Origin of the sequence: Micromonospora sp. NPDC048905, from assembly GCF_040649655.1 — a bacterium.
In the GTDB taxonomy this organism is placed as follows: domain Bacteria; phylum Actinomycetota; class Actinomycetes; order Mycobacteriales; family Micromonosporaceae; genus Micromonospora.
This window is the reverse complement of sequence record NZ_JBEZFV010000002.1, coordinates 73,297-87,081: the sequence shown is the minus strand read 5'-3', so window position 1 is coordinate 87,081 and position 13,785 is coordinate 73,297. Positions and strand designations below refer to the sequence as shown.

Genomic DNA, 13,785 nt, shown 5'->3' with positions numbered 1-13,785 from the left:
CGGACGACGATGTCCGGGTCGCCCGTCGTGCCGTCGGGGTGGGCGGCGAGTGGGCCACCCGACAGATTCGGCGGGCCGTGTGTGCGACACCGGCCGCGACGGCGATGATGGGCCGGTGAAGATCCTGTCCATCCAGTCGTCGGTCGCCTACGGTCACGTCGGCAACTCCGCTGCGGCCTTCCCCCTGCAACGCCTCGGGCACGAGGTCTGGCCGGTCCTGACCGTGCACTTCTCCAACCACACCGGGTACGGCGCGTGGCGTGGGCCGATGCTGCCGGCGGCAGATGTCGCCGAGGTGATCGCGGGCATCGCGGATCGCGGTGTGCTCGGCAGCGCCGACGCGGTGCTCTCCGGCTACCAGGGCGACCCGGCCATGGGCGCGGTGATCCTGGACGCGGTCGAGAAGGTCAAGGCCGCCAACCCGGCCGCGGTGTACTGCTGCGACCCGGTCATGGGCGACGTCGGACGGGGAATGTTCGTCCGTCCGGGCATCCCGGAGTACCTGCGGGACACCGTCGTACCGTGCGCGGACATCATCACCCCGAACCAGTTCGAGTTGGACTTCCTCGCCGGCCGGACGACGACCTCGCTGGCCGAGGTGCTCGACGCGGTCGACGTCGTGCGCGCGACCGGCCCCCGCCACGTCCTGGTGACCAGCGTGTTGCACAGCGACCTGCCGCCGGGCTCGCTGGAGGTGGTGGCCGTCTCGGACGAGGGCGCCTGGGCGGTGACCACCCCGCTGCTGCCGATCAACCCGAACGGCGGGGGCGACGTCACCGCGGCGTTGTACCTCGCGCACCTGTGCACGACCGGCTCGCCGGCGACGGCGCTGGAACGCACCATCGCCTCCGTCTACGCCGTGCTGGAGGCGACCCTCGCGGCGGGCACCCGGGAGATCCAGCTGATCGCCGCGCAGCACGTGATCGCCGATCCGCCGGCCCGGTTCACCGCCCGCCGGCTGCGCTGAGGCGGCGGGTCGGGAGACGCCAGCGGCGGCCCCGGGCCGCGACGATGGTCAGCGGGCCGGGACCGCGTCCCGAGCGACGTTCAGCGGCCCTCGGGTACGGCCATCTCGCCGAGCAGCGACCAGTCCTCCTGCGCCACGGTGGCGTTGACGATGCGCGGCGTCTCGGCCAGGTGCGGCGGCAGGGTCTCCTGCGCCGCGCGGAAGTGGGCGGACTGCACGTGGGCGGCGCCGGCCTGGTCATCGCGGAACGCCTCGACCAGCACGTACTCGGTCGGGTCGTCCACGCTGCGGGACCAGTCGAACCACAGACAGCCCGGCTCGGCGCGGGTCGCCTCGGTGAACTCGGCGGCGATCTGCGGCCACCGGTCGGCGTGCTCGGCCAGGACCCGGAACTTGGCGGTAATGAAGATCATGGGCTCAGGCTACCCAGCCGGATGGGCGCGGGCGACGACCTCCTCGGGAGTCAACGGCGCCTTCGGATGGTGGGTCAGGCACAGCGGGGTACGGACCTTGACGAACGAGAATCCCTCCCCGGCGGCGTAGAACTCGCCGCTGTTCAGCAGGCCGATGTCCGGAAGCCGCCCGCCCTTGGCCTCGGCGAGCTGCCGGGCCGCGTCGATCTGCGCGGGCGCGTTGAGCAGCCCGAAGAACTGCGTCGTCGCGTTTCCGGAGATCTGGTTGTGCAGACCCTTGGGCGCCTGGGTGGCGAAGACCAACCCGAGCCCGTACTTGCGGGCCTGCGAGGCCAGCGCGATCGTGCTGGCGGTGCAGGCCGTGGTGCCCGTCGACGGGGCGAGCGTCTGCGCCTCGTCCATCACGAACAGCCCACCCAACGGTCGGTCCCCGGCGGGATGCCGTTTGATCCACGCGAAGAGCGCCATCTGCAACTGGTTGACGAAGCTCTGCCGCTGGTGGTCGGAGGTGAGGCCGACGAAGCTGATCACCGACACCCGGGCCCGCCGCCCCGGCGACGGCGTCAGCAACAGCCCCGGATCTGCCGGTGCGCCGACCCCACCGAAGAGCGGATCGGTCACCATCGCCGCCTTGAGCGCCTCGGCCAACTCCTCGGCGAGCTTTCCGGCGCGGGCCAGCCGACTGACCCCCTCGGGCAGGTCGGTGAGGAACTCGGTGAAGCCGGGCAGACCGACCAACCCGCTTCGCGCGTACGCCTGGAGGGCCTCGGTGAGGACGGCCTTGCCCTGCTGGGCGAGCCTGCTCGACCGATCGACGCCGGCGCGGGGCGCGAGCGCCTCCACGGCGGAGCGGACCGCCTGGTCGAACTCGTCGGGCCAGTCCCGCAGTGAGGTGAAGTCGGGCAGTGGTTGGAAGCTCAGCGGCCGACCGGCGGTGACGCGGGGCGTCCACACCACCACCTCGGTGTGTGCCAGGTAGTCGGTGGCGCGTTCGGCGTCGCCGGTGCCCCAGCCGCTCGGCGGTGTGGGCCAGGCGTCTCCGAGCCGGGCGAGGTCGTTGTTGGGGTCGAGCACGATCGCGGAGACCCCCTCGCGGGCGCACTCCTCGACCAGGCGACGGATGAGCACCGTCTTGCCCGAACCGGACCCGGCGAACACGACGGTGTGTCGGCGCAACGATTCCAGGGACACCGTGAACGGACGGCCGCCGTCGACCGTCCGCCCGAGCCCGATGGTCGCACCGTTGGCGTCGACCACGAGGTCGCCGGAGTCAGCGGGTCCGGCCGCGGCGGTCGGGCCGGTCGACCACCCACCGGTCCCGTCGTCGACCGGCGCGCTGGTCGGGCCGGCCTCGCCGCCCGCCGGAAGCCCGGTGCCACCCGCCGGAAACGCGTCGCCAGCCGTCCGAGGCTCGACACCAGCCGACGGAGGCTCGGCACCAGCCGACGGAGGCTCGGCACCAGCCGACGGAGGCTCGGCACCTCGCGGCGGCGGCGGCCCGTCGTCGGGGGCTGCCGGCGGCGCGTCCTCGCGGGGCTGCTCGGGGCCGGGCAGGACCGCCCGGAACAAATCGGTGCCGCTGGCCGGACGACGCGACACCAGCCACTCCTGCAGGGCCGTGGACGGCTCGTTCGCCAGCACCCGCAGCGCCGCGAAGACCCGCAGGTCCGCCTCCGGCACCCCGCGCCGCACGCCGCCGGCCGCGTCGAAGCCGGTCAACACCTCGGTGGTACGCCTGCCGGTCGGCCACCCGCCGTTGCGCAGCAGGATCAGTCGCCGTTGGGGCAGGTCCCGGTCCAGTCCGGCGAGCGTGCAGGCGGCCTTGACCCGGGCGGTCACCGCGATGGCGTTCGGGTGCGCGACGGCGCGGAAGCACCAGTGCGCCTCGTTCTCGGTGGCCTCGTCGAGCACCTCGATCAGCCGACCGTGCAGAGCGGGCTTGCGCCCCGGCGGCGGGTCGTACTTGTAGGTGGCACCGGTCGGCGCCTGCTCGGCGATCCAGGCGGCCAGGCCGGCGGCGAGCAGCGGCGGCATGTGCTCGTCCTCGCCGGCCGGGTCGACGGCGGCCGACACATCCGCGGCCTCGACCAGTTCGGCGAACCGTTCGTCCAACTCGCGCAGGCGGCGTTCGACGGTCGTTGGATCCGCCGTCGCACCGCGCCCGGTGCTCGCCGTCGGCGTCGAGTCGGTGCCGTCGATAAGGCGGTCGAGTTCGACCATCTCGTCGTGGTCGCGGCACCAGGCCACATGCCGGTCCACCCGGCGCAGCAGGGCGCGTGGCGTCAGGGTGGGCGCGTCGGCGAAGGCGGCGGGGGCGATCGGCCAGGTGGGATGGGGTGGCACGAAACGCGGACCCCCGAACGCGGCGGCGAGGCGCTTCGCCACGATGGCCTGCCCGATCTCCGGGGTGGGGATCCGGTCGGGCAGGGTCGCCGTCCGGAACCGGTCACCGACCGGAGTGGGCACCGTACGCGTCATCAGCACCCAGGTGTCCGGCAGACACGAGACGACGACAAGCGTACGACGGGTGATGTCGCGGAGCTTGAGGAGGCCGTCGGCGATCGGACCGAGCACCCTGGCCTGCCCGTCCTCCAGCCCCTGATGGTGGTTGAGCAGTGAGGTGCTGGTTTGCGCGAACAGCGTGTCGAGCTGATCCACGGCGATCACCGTAGGGTCCAGGGTCAGGGCCATCAGCCGGGAGATGTCCTGCACGATCTGCTGCGGGGGGCGGATGGCGCCGCTCAACCCCCACGCCGCCCGCGCGGCCGGGTCGCCGGGTTCGGAGATCAGGTGGGCGTACCCCACGTCCTGTGCCTCGAAGTCGATGGCACCGTGCAGGACGAGCGCCCGAGCGGTGTCCTGGGCGTCCCGCCCGACCTCCCGGTCCCGGGCGCGCAGTGCCCGGATGAAGGCGTCGAGCTGCGCGCGGGTCACCGGTCGGGCACCGGCGACCGCGTCGCGGACCTCCACCGGCAGGCCGAGCTGTGGGGTGAGTCGGCGCAGGAACGTCTTCAGCTGGGTGCCCCAGCCGACGTGGGCGCGACCCATGCCCTCCACCAGGGCCAGGGCGACGCTTTCCCAGAACGTCTTGCCGCTGACCATGTCGACGAGGAAGAAGTAGCCGCCGTCACGCTGGATCCGCTCGCGCACCGCCCCGAGCAGGTGCGTCTTTCCCGCGCCCGCGCGGCCCTGCATGGCCACGCCGAGCGGCATGCTCGTGTCGTCGGTGCGGGCCCGCGCCACCCCGCGCAGGATCTCCGCGGCCACCTTCTCGTGCAGCTCCGGCACGTTGTGCGGGCTGGGTCGCCAGACGTCGTCCGGGGTGACCGCCGGGTTGAGACTCACCGCTTCCAGCGCGGCCCGCTGGTCGTCGGAGATCATGCCGGGCCGATCGCCAGGGCGTGGTTGTCCTCGTTCCCGATGCGAACGGCCGCGGCCCGGTCCCGTGCGGTCAGTGACTTGGTGTTCGCCACGGGGATGATGCGGACGTCGTCCCGGCCGACCATCGCCCGCAACGCCGCGTCCAGGGCGGCCCGGTCGGTGTCGGGGAGCCGGTCGCGGACGTCGGCGAGGCCGACCCAGTCGCCCGGCGCGGTGGCGAGATCCCGGTACGCCGAGCGAACCAGCGCCTCCACCTCCGCCGCTGCGGGTGCTGCCGCCGTCGCCACCGTCGTTGCCGCCGTGGGTGCCGTCGTCGCTGCCTTCGCCGGTGCTTCGGATCGCGGCTCGCTGGCCGCCGGGGCCGTTGCCTCGGTGTGCTTGAAGAAGTCGCCGTGGCTGACCCGGAGCCGGTCCAGCGAGCGGTGCAGGTTGGACAGCACGACGAACAGCGACCGGGTCGTCGAACCACCCTGCTTCGGCGGCGCGGCGGTGTGCAGCTGACGTGCCACCCGCCAGCCCTCGTCGGTCAGCTCGTGCGCGAACGGCCGGTGCGTCCGATCGGTCTCCACCAACCCCAGGTCAATGAGCTTCTTGTTGTCCTGGCCGGTCAGCGTGAAACCGGCCAGCTCCTTCAGCTCGACATTGGTGACTCGGCGCGCCTCGACCATCAGCACCACGAGGGCGTTGATCTGGTTCGGCGTCAGGTGCGGGACGTCCGCCGGGCTGGTCATGATCTCTCATCTCCATCGGTGTGCGTGCCGTCCGCGCGTCGCCGGGCCAGCAGCTGACGGATCCCGTCGACCACCGCCGGCGCGTCGGTGAGCACCTGCTCGTTGGTGAAGCGGAGCACGTCCAGCCCGAGGAGTTGCAGCTGCACGTCTCTCCGCCGATCGTTGGCGAAAGCGATTCGCCCACGATGCTCCGGGCCGTCCACCTCGACCGCAAGACCCTCGACGGGCCAAAAGAGATCCAGTCGGTACGACACACCCAGCACGTGCCACTCGTAGGTGTGGTTCCACCGCCGGCCCCGCGCCCACTCGTGCGGTGCGAGCGCGCGTTCCAGTGCCTGCTCGGCCGCGCTGTCGCCCCGCGGGACGCCGGCGATCGGCGGCCAGGCCAGCACCGTCGGGCCCAATCGTGCCGACGTGGCCGGCGGCCGGTCGGTCGAACTGGCCAGCTCGGCGAACCGTCTGGGCACCCGCACCGGCACCGACCGCACCCGGTCGGCATGGCGCAGGAACCCGCCGGCCAACCACACGGTGAAGCCGCCGTGCCGCACGAGCCACTCGGCGGCGGCCACGAGCGTCCGCTCGGCATCCGCGCCCAGGTCAGGCAGGGCGATGACAAGGAGACAGCCCTCCCTGTCGTACGCCTCGGCGAGCACGCGGGCGAGACCGGCGGCGCGTACCCCCGGGGCGAAGCGGGACCGGCCGGCGGGGCGGCGCGGACCGCGCAGCCCACGCTCGGCGAGGTCGGCGAGAAACGGGCCGAAGTGCCAGGACCGGGCTGCGGCACGGGAGGCGAGGGCGCGTACCGCCGCCACGCCGAGTGTGCCGTCGCTGTCGAAACGGTCCGCGCCGGCCAGCCAACTGGGGAACATGGCGAGCGCCGCGGTGTCCAACTGGTCGAGGAGGTCGTCCACCAGGTCGCCGAGCGGACCCACCACCGTGGGCCGGTAGTGCACGACTGCCGGCGCCTCCGGCGGCAACGGGTCGAGTGCCACCCGCAGCACCTCGGGGTCGACGGCCGGCAGGTGACTCACCCGCCGCATGGGCGGGGCCGCCCACCAGACCCCGTTGGCCCCGCCGCCGGCGCGGACGGGTTCCACCATGCCGGCACCTTATGACACCGGCGGGGCCGATCGGTGTCCCGTCGATGTGCCGGCCCGGGTGCCGCGACCGCAATCAGCGCAGTCGGCGGATGTCGCCGAACGCCCGGTAGAACCCGCCGCGGCTGGACTCGCGGACCTCGGTCACCAGGTAGCGGGCGCCCGGCTCGCGGATCCCCTTGGGGAACTGCACCGACCAGTCACGCCGGTAGCCGTCGGACAGCACCTGGACCCGTAGCCGCCCCCGATCGTCGAGGCACTGCACGATCACGCCTCCGCCCGCGTCGCTCGTCACCTCGACGATCGTCGGCTCGACGGGCCGTGGCGCCTGGCGGGGGGCCTTGACGTCGCGTACCTCGGGCACGTCCCCGGCCTGGGCCGCCCGGATCGCCGGTTCGCTGGCGTCGATGCAGGCGAGGTGGCCGCCGGTGGTGACGACGTAGAGCCGGTCGTCGTGATACTGCATCGAATACGCCGAGCCGCAGCCGGTGCCGAGCTTCCACAGCCGCGTGCCGGCGGCGTCGAAGCAGTAGATCGAGGACTGGCTGTCACCGGCGAAGACGTAGCGGCCGCCCTCGGCCGTGGCGCAGGAGAAGACGGGGGCATCGCACAGATAGGTGCGTTCGTGGCGACCCGCCTTGGACAGCCGCACCACCTCGCGGCTGCTGGTGCCGGCGAACACACTGCCGTGCTCCTGCCAGCCGAAGAGCACCGAACCGGTCCTGGTGTGCCACAGTTCGCTGCCGGTCCGCCACTCGTAGCCGGTCACGCCCTGCGAGTGGCCGTGGTAGATGGCGTCGTCGTCGCACCGCACCATCCAGGCCGAGCGCCCCCGCCCGGGCCGACGCCACAGGAACTCGTCCTCGTGGTCGACGGCGGTGATCCCGCCGTCGGCGTCGGAGACGCCGAGGACGCCGTCGTGGATGTCCAGCCAGTAGATGTCGATCTCCGGGGCGATCGCGTACGCCACCCGGGGGACCTTGCCGGAGAGGTCGTAGACGTTGCCGTCGTCGCAGCCGGCGTAGACCCAGGCGTCGTCGGCGACGATGCACTTCACCCCGTCGGGGAGGCGGACCTGGCCGCGCACCTGGGCGTCGTGGTCGAGCGTGGTGATCACACCGTGCTCGTTGCCGACCATGCAGTGCTGCCCGTCGACGAAGATGCCGAAGGCGGGAGCGCCGGAGTCGTAGCGCCAGAGCACCGGGGCGGTGTGGGCGGTGGAGCGGGTGCTGACGATCTGCCGCCGGGAGACGGTGCGCTTCTGTCGGACGCCGGGGACCGCCGGAGAGTAGCCCTTGCGGACCTTCTCCCCGATCTTCTTCGCCGCGGCCGCTCGGGCCCGGGCGTTGTCCGGGTAGGCGCTGGCCTTGACCTGCCCCTGGTCGCCGATCCGACCGTACCGCACGGTCAGCGTGGCGTCGTCGACGATGACCTCGTAGAACTTGTGCGCACCGTCCACTTCGGACAGTTCGAGGTAGGTCGTCTCCTGGGACATGGGGGCCTCCGAGGGGTCAGCGATCGGCCTGAGCGGCCGGCGCGGCGACAGTGCCCACACGCTAACGGCTGCCCCTGACAGAATCGGCGCCCGGCCACCTCAGTGCGTCGTCCCGGAGCACCGCGTGCGCACCGACGGTCTGGTTGACGATCTGCGTCACCCGTACGTCGACAGCGACGCTGGCCAGCGCCACGGCATCCGGGCGGCTGAGCCCGTGCAACCGCCGCATGAGGGTCAGCATCGAGTCCAGGGCCATGAACGTGGCGTCGTCGAGAGACGCGCCGACACCCAGGGTCAGCCAGGCGTCCGCGATCCGGGCCACCGGCCCGGTGACCGGAAAGTCGTGGCGGACGTCGAAGGTCAGCGTCACCTCGTCCATCGGACATTCGATCGCGGTGCCGCCCACCTCGCCGTCGCCCTGTGCGGCGTGTCCGTCCCCGACGGAGAACAGCGCGCCGTCGACCGGGATCGGCAGCAGCAGGGTGCTGCCGGCGGTGAGGTCCTTGCAGTCCAGGTTGCCACCAGAGGCGCGCGGCGGGATCGTCGAATGACGCCCGGACTCGGCGGGTGGCATGCCCAGCACACCCAGGAAGGGTCGGAGCGTGACGGTGTGGCCGTGCTGGTTGCGGCCGGTCATCGTCACAGGGTCCAGGTCCCAGGAATGCACCACACCTTCCTGCTCGATGCCGTACCGCCGGTTGAAGCCGCTGGGCCAGCCGCCGGCCACGGTGGTGCCCCAGGTGGCCGGGACGACCGCGTCGATGCGTACCGCAAGGGTCTGACCGGCGCGGGCGCCGCGGACGGCGACCGGACCGATCAGCGCGTGCCCGTGGTCGGCTCGGTGCTGCGGCGCCCGGGGCCGGTCCCGGTTGTTCCCGCCGGGATACGGGCCGGCCGACCACCAGCAGTCCAGGGTGCGGTAGGTGACGGTGTCGCCGGGGTCGATGGTGAGCACGGGGGCGAAATCGGGGGAGAAGTGGCCGTGCAGGGTGTCGTCCCCGGGCGTGAGGGTGTGTCGCATCAATGCATGCTAGTGACACCTGACCCGCGCTGCGGGGTGCGCCTGTGCGGCGGGTGCCGCGGCACCCGCCGCACGGCGAGGCGGTCCGAGTGGGGTCAGCCTGCGGTGCAGGAGCGGATCTGCGGACGGGCGCTGCTGTTGCCGTTGGTCATCGTGGTGAAGCCGAAGGTGTTGCCGCTGCCGTTGGACCGCATGGTCATGACGGTGCCGCTGCTGTCCCAGGTGGCGGTGCCGTTCCAGATGGTGGAGACGCGCTGCGGTGCGGTGATGGCCACCACCACGGTCCACGTGCTGGCGCCGCTGACCGTCACCGACGTGTTGTACCGGTCGCCCCAGACGTTGGGGGTCGTCGCCGTCGCGGTGCAGCTGCCGTTGCCGGGCGGTGGGGTCCCCGTGCCGGGCGGCGGGGTGCCGGTGCTCGGCGGCGGGGTCGTGCCGTCGGGCGCGACCGCCCGACCGGTGGACGGCGAGATCATGCCGGGGCACAGGTTGCGGCTGGTCAGATTGGCCATGATCTGGGGAATCGCGTCGCGGGTGTTCTGGATCCCGTCGTGCATGAGGATGACCTGACCCGCCTGGAGGCGGCTCGCGTTGGACACGATCTGGCTGACGCTCGCGCCGTTCCAGTCCTGTGAGTCCACGTCCCAGATCACCTGGCGCATGCCGAGCGACGACGCGACCGACTGGAGGGTCGAGTTGGTCTCCCCGTACGGAGGCCGGAACAACTGCGGGCGGACGCCGGTGGCCGACTGGATCGCCGAGCTGGTCTGGGACAGGTCGGACTGCATCTGGGACTGGCTCATCGAGGTCATGTGGGCGTGGTTCCAGCTGTGGTTGGCGACCCACATGCCGGCGGACACCTGCGCCTGCGCCGCCGACCGGTTGTTCTGGACGTTCTGCCCGACGTTGAACATGGTGGCCCGTACGCCGTTGCTGCGCAGCACGTTGAGCAGCGCGCCGGTACCGCCGGTCGGTCCGTCGTCGAAGGTGAGGCCGACGTAGCCGTTGCAGGTGGCGGCACTCGACGGGGCCGAGGTGGCGGCGAGGACGACGCCGCACATCGCGGCGGCGGTGGTGAGGGCGGCCAGTGCCGCGCGCAACCGCCTCGACCGCGGGGCCGTGCTGGGGGAGACCTTGCTCATCTGATGCCCCTTCTCGCCGGCCGGACGCGCCCGGAACGCGGGCGGCACGGTCCGGTCAGGTGTGGGTGAGTGGGGAGGCCAAGCCGCATTCGTCGTGAAGCCGATTGCATTGACCTCGATGGATCGGAGTATTACAGCGGGATTTCCGATGCGTCAACAAGTTCCGGAAATGCTCCGGAACCGGTCAACGACAGCGTTCGGGATCGATCCCATGTTCATCGGGCGGTAACGGCCGGGGCACGTCGTGCGTAGCCACAATGGATCATTCCGGCGGATGCGTTGCCACCCGGAATGATCCGGAAGGGAGGCCGGAAGTATCGGTGGTCCCTGATCGGTCTCGCCCCGCCGTGATCGACTCGGCTTTCTGAGCCTCGGTGTGTCGCGCCAACCCGGACACCGCGACTTTCTGAAGACCGAGTTGATCACAGCGCTCCACGGCGCACGGCGCGGCACGGCGCACGGCGCGGCACGGCGCACGGCGCGGCACGGCGCACGGCGCGGCACGGCGCACGGCGCGGCACGGCGCACGGCGCGGCCGTCGGCGTTCGGACATTGATCGGCTCGGTGTGACGGGAGTCGGGGCATCGAGACACCGTGGATGCCCCGACTTCCGCTGACGCGAGTGGGTCATGCCGGGGAGTGGGCGCGCGGCGCGCCCAGTCGGAGCTGCCAGCGTGCCCCCCGACCGGTGAGCCGGACGATCGCCAGCGGCTCCACGTCCACCTGCCGGTAGGTCGCCAACGGCAGGTCGAGGGCGTGCACGACCGCGACCCGGATCACCAGCGGGTGGGTGATCGCGGTGATCCGCCGACCGATGCTCCGTTGCCCGTCCAGCCAGTGACCGACCCGGTCCCGTACCGCGGCGACGGACTCGCCGCCGTGCGGCGCGCAGTCCGGTGCGGCCAGCCACTCGTGCAGTGCCTGCGGCTGCTCGACGGCGATCTCCTCGAATGCCCGCCCGGTCCAGTCGCCGTAGTCACAGTCGGCCAACGCCGGTTCGATGGTGGGGTGCAGGCCGAGGGCGTCGGCGGTCTGGGTGGCCGCCGCCGCCGGACTCGACAGGCAGGCGTCGCCGGCACTCAGGTGCCCGCGCCGGTCCTGGCCGGCGTCGGCCAGGGCGCGGACGGCACGCAGGCCGCCCTCGTCCAGGCCGTCGTCGGGCCCACCGAAGCGGGCCCGACGCAGGGCGACGGTGTGACCGTGGGCGACCAGCCGGAGGCTGGTGGCGGTCACCTGCTCGGCAGCGCCGTGGCGGTCCGGCGACGCAGCTCGTGGTGCATCAGGGCCGCGAACACCAGGCCGATCCCGGTCCACAGCACCACCTGCGTGCCGAGCGAGGCCAGCCGGAAGTCCCACAGCAGGGCCGCCGGGAAGTCCGCCGGGACCTCCTGGAAGGAGGGCATCACCACGTAGGACACCACGGCGACCAGCAGGAACCCGCCAGCGGCCGCGGCCGCGCGCTGCCACAGCGGCGCCGTGCTGCCGACCGCGCGATAACCGAGGGAGCCGGCCCACACCGCCACCAGACCGAGCACCACCATCAGCAGGTAGGTGACGGTGCGCTGGTTGATGGTGGCCGGGTCGCCGACGGCCGGCGGATTCGCCGGATATTTCACGAACGGCACGATCACCGCGCCGAGCAGCGCCGCGCCGGCCAGCAGCAGTCCGGAGCGGCCGTCGTCGTAGGTCCGTCGCCGGCGGGACAGCAGGACGTACGCGGTGGCCAGCAGGCCGCCCATCGCGGCGCCGAACAGGCCGGTGGCCAGGAACAGGCCTCCGCGCTGACCGGTGCGGCTGACCAGGGCGTCCTGGTGGTCGTGCCCGCCGGCCGCGGGCTCGGCGTGCGTCGCCGCCTCCTCGATCGCGATGGCCGCCTCGACGCGCGGTTCGCCGGCGACGTAGGCGAACGCCCCGGCGAGCAGGCCGGCGATCAGGCCGGCGAGCAGGCCGCGGACGAGGACGGTGACGAACGGAGGAGCGGTGGTGGACGTCAGTGGCACGGGACACCCAGCAGGTGCCGGCCGTCGTGCATCAGCTCGTGCAGGTACATCCCGCTGCGCGAGACTGCTCCCTGATCGAAGGCGACGAGGTAGGCCAGCAGGCTGAGCATCACGACGGTGGCCAGCACCGTCCACAACAGACGGGAATCGCCAGCGGGACGGACCAACGGCTGGCTGGACGTGGAAGTAGACATAAGATCACGAACCTCCCCAGGGATGACGCGTCCCCATCGCAAGGCTGCGGACGACCGAGCGTCCTGGCTCGCGGCCCCGTTGAGGCGGGACCGCTTACAGTGGCGCGACCGCGCCGGAATCACACCGGCTTCCCTCGCGTCTCCGCAGATAGTGGGTCGACGGTATCGGTGTCGCCGCAGGTGGTCAACCCGGGACCTGGGCGGCCCAGTAACTCGCAACGAGCTGCGGTATCGACAAGCTTGAATTCTAAAGATATGATGCTTGGTTGCGCCAAAGCATCCGCTCGGCGACCCCGTCGGCGTGCTGTTACCGCTAACATGGTCAAACTGCCGGATCGGTTCCGTAACAACGAGTCGAGCCGGACGTCAGACCAATGACTGGGCGGGGTGGGGGAGAGCACGTGAGCACGCCAGGACATGTCCGATGACGAGCACCGAGGCCGCGTCGGGCCAGGGCATCGTCGACGCGCACCACCATCTGTGGGTCCGGGCCCGGCACCCGCAGCCCTGGATCGATCCGCACACCATGGCCGCGATCGACCACGACTTCACCCCGCTCGATCTCGCTCCGGTGGCCCGAGCCGCCGGAGTCACCCAGACCGTCGTGGTGCAGTCCATCGCGGTCCGGACGGAGACGCCCGAGCTGCTGGGCATCGCGGCTGACGATCCCCTCATCGCCGGGGTCGTCGGCTGGGTCGACCTCGCTGCCGACAACGTCGGCGATCGCCTCAACCGGCTCCGGTCAGCGCGCGGCGGAGAGCGACTGGTGAGTATTCGCGACCTCGTCCAGTCCGAGCCCGACCCGGCGTACCTCGACCGCCCGGACATCCGGCGGGGCATCGCCGCGGTGGGCGCCGCCGGCCTGGCCTTCGATCTGCTGGTACGCGACCACCAGTTGCCGGCGGCCACCCGGCTCGTCCGCGACCTGCCCGAGATGCGGTTCGTCCTGGACCACCTCGGCAAGCCCTCGCTCGGGCACGCCGGCCTCGGCGACTGGCCGCGCGACCTGCGGGCGCTCGCCGCCGAGCCCAACACGACGGCGAAGCTCTCCGGTCTGGTGACCGAGGTGGACGGTCCCTCGTGGACGACGGCCGACCTCCGGCCCGCCGTCGAGCACGCGCTCGACGCATTCGGCCCGGACCGGCTGATGTTCGGCTCGGACTGGCCGGTGTGCCTGCTCGCCTCCTCGTACGCGCGCTGGGTCGAGGCCCTCACCGAACTGCTGGACCCGCTGGGCGACGACGAGCGGGCGGCGATCTGGGGGCGGACGGCCCGTCGGGCGTACCGGCTGGACCCGGCGTGACGCCGCCGCGGCTCGCCGACTGACGGGCCGCACCTCGGGCC

12 protein-coding genes and 1 riboswitch are annotated in these 13,785 nt (G+C 72.2%); of the genes, 2 read left to right on the top strand and 10 right to left on the bottom strand.

Translation table 11 applies throughout. The features are described from left to right. The first annotated feature begins 115 nt into the window (after positions 1 to 115). On the top strand, positions 116 to 967 hold the full coding sequence (pdxY, locus tag AB0C01_RS05345; RefSeq protein WP_357570307.1) for a pyridoxal kinase PdxY: 852 nt from the start codon (positions 116 to 118) through the stop codon (positions 965 to 967). Between the two features lie 80 nt (positions 968 to 1,047). On the opposite strand, the gene AB0C01_RS05340 is transcribed toward pdxY, so the two are convergent. The 10 genes from AB0C01_RS05340 to AB0C01_RS05295 form a co-directional block, all read right to left on the bottom strand. After that, the gene (locus AB0C01_RS05340) at positions 1,048 to 1,380 is read right to left on the bottom strand and encodes a putative quinol monooxygenase (RefSeq protein WP_357239693.1); all 333 of its coding nucleotides are present in this window, start codon (positions 1,378 to 1,380) and stop codon (positions 1,048 to 1,050) included. Positions 1,381 to 1,389: 9 nt separating this feature from the next. Then, a complete protein-coding gene (locus AB0C01_RS05335; protein WP_357570306.1) occupies positions 1,390 to 4,761 on the bottom strand; it encodes a DUF87 domain-containing protein in 3,372 nt (1,123 codons plus the stop codon). Then, entirely contained in the window at positions 4,758 to 5,492 is a 735-nt protein-coding gene (locus AB0C01_RS05330) for a hypothetical protein (protein ID WP_357570305.1), read from the bottom strand. Before AB0C01_RS05330 ends, AB0C01_RS05335 begins: the two co-directional genes overlap by 4 nt. Next, positions 5,489 to 6,592 carry a DUF559 domain-containing protein gene (locus AB0C01_RS05325; protein WP_357570304.1) on the bottom strand — a complete coding sequence of 368 codons (1,104 nt, stop codon included), beginning with the start codon at positions 6,590 to 6,592 and terminating at the stop codon, positions 5,489 to 5,491. Before AB0C01_RS05325 ends, AB0C01_RS05330 begins: the two co-directional genes overlap by 4 nt. Positions 6,593 to 6,665: 73 nt before the next feature. Then, positions 6,666 to 8,084, bottom strand: coding sequence for a PQQ-binding-like beta-propeller repeat protein (locus AB0C01_RS05320; RefSeq protein ID WP_357239681.1), 1,419 nt, complete (start codon positions 8,082 to 8,084; stop codon positions 6,666 to 6,668). Positions 8,085 to 8,145: 61 nt separating this feature from the next. Beyond that, complete coding sequence (locus AB0C01_RS05315; protein WP_357570303.1) at positions 8,146 to 9,105, bottom strand: acetamidase/formamidase family protein; 960 nt, start codon at positions 9,103 to 9,105, stop codon at positions 8,146 to 8,148. A 95-nt stretch (positions 9,106 to 9,200) separates the two neighbouring features. Next, positions 9,201 to 10,247 (bottom strand): polysaccharide deacetylase family protein, encoded by a 1,047-nt coding sequence (locus AB0C01_RS05310; protein ID WP_357570302.1) that lies wholly within the window; start codon positions 10,245 to 10,247, stop codon positions 9,201 to 9,203. Between the two features lie 627 nt (positions 10,248 to 10,874). Next, a complete protein-coding gene (locus AB0C01_RS05305; RefSeq protein ID WP_357570301.1) occupies positions 10,875 to 11,480 on the bottom strand; it encodes a histidine phosphatase family protein in 606 nt (201 codons plus the stop codon). Further along, entirely contained in the window at positions 11,477 to 12,247 is a 771-nt protein-coding gene (locus tag AB0C01_RS05300) for a CbtA family protein (RefSeq protein ID WP_357570300.1), read from the bottom strand. Before AB0C01_RS05300 ends, AB0C01_RS05305 begins: the two co-directional genes overlap by 4 nt. Further along, positions 12,238 to 12,441, bottom strand: a complete 204-nt coding sequence (locus tag AB0C01_RS05295; RefSeq protein WP_357239669.1) for a CbtB domain-containing protein — start codon at positions 12,439 to 12,441, stop codon at positions 12,238 to 12,240. The genes AB0C01_RS05300 and AB0C01_RS05295 overlap by 10 nt, the downstream gene beginning before the upstream one ends. Before the next feature lie 34 nt (positions 12,442 to 12,475). Further along, positions 12,476 to 12,626: riboswitch (cobalamin riboswitch) on the bottom strand. A gap of 239 nt (positions 12,627 to 12,865) precedes the next feature. Between AB0C01_RS05295 and AB0C01_RS05290 the strand changes: the two genes are divergently transcribed. Continuing rightward, positions 12,866 to 13,744 carry an amidohydrolase family protein gene (locus tag AB0C01_RS05290; protein WP_357570299.1) on the top strand — a complete coding sequence of 293 codons (879 nt, stop codon included), beginning with the start codon at positions 12,866 to 12,868 and terminating at the stop codon, positions 13,742 to 13,744. Positions 13,745 to 13,785 lie beyond the last annotated feature (41 nt).

What these genes read in the sequence shown, in the direction of transcription:
- AB0C01_RS05340 (WP_357239693.1), bottom strand. Translation starts at nt 1,380, where the DNA reads ATGATCTTCATTACCGCCAAGTTCCGGGTCCTGGCCGAGCACGCCGAC.
- AB0C01_RS05335 (WP_357570306.1), bottom strand. Translation starts at nt 4,761, where the DNA reads ATGATCTCCGACGACCAGCGGGCCGCGCTGGAAGCGGTGAGTCTCAAC.
- AB0C01_RS05330 (WP_357570305.1), bottom strand. Translation starts at nt 5,492, where the DNA reads ATGACCAGCCCGGCGGACGTCCCGCACCTGACGCCGAACCAGATCAAC.
- AB0C01_RS05325 (WP_357570304.1), bottom strand. Translation starts at nt 6,592, where the DNA reads ATGGTGGAACCCGTCCGCGCCGGCGGCGGGGCCAACGGGGTCTGGTGG.
- AB0C01_RS05320 (WP_357239681.1), bottom strand. Translation starts at nt 8,084, where the DNA reads ATGTCCCAGGAGACGACCTACCTCGAACTGTCCGAAGTGGACGGTGCG.
- AB0C01_RS05315 (WP_357570303.1), bottom strand. Translation starts at nt 9,105, where the DNA reads ATGCGACACACCCTCACGCCCGGGGACGACACCCTGCACGGCCACTTC.
- AB0C01_RS05310 (WP_357570302.1), bottom strand. Translation starts at nt 10,247, where the DNA reads ATGAGCAAGGTCTCCCCCAGCACGGCCCCGCGGTCGAGGCGGTTGCGC.
- AB0C01_RS05295 (WP_357239669.1), bottom strand. Translation starts at nt 12,441, where the DNA reads ATGTCTACTTCCACGTCCAGCCAGCCGTTGGTCCGTCCCGCTGGCGAT.
- AB0C01_RS05290 (WP_357570299.1), top strand. Translation starts at nt 12,866, where the DNA reads ATGACGAGCACCGAGGCCGCGTCGGGCCAGGGCATCGTCGACGCGCAC.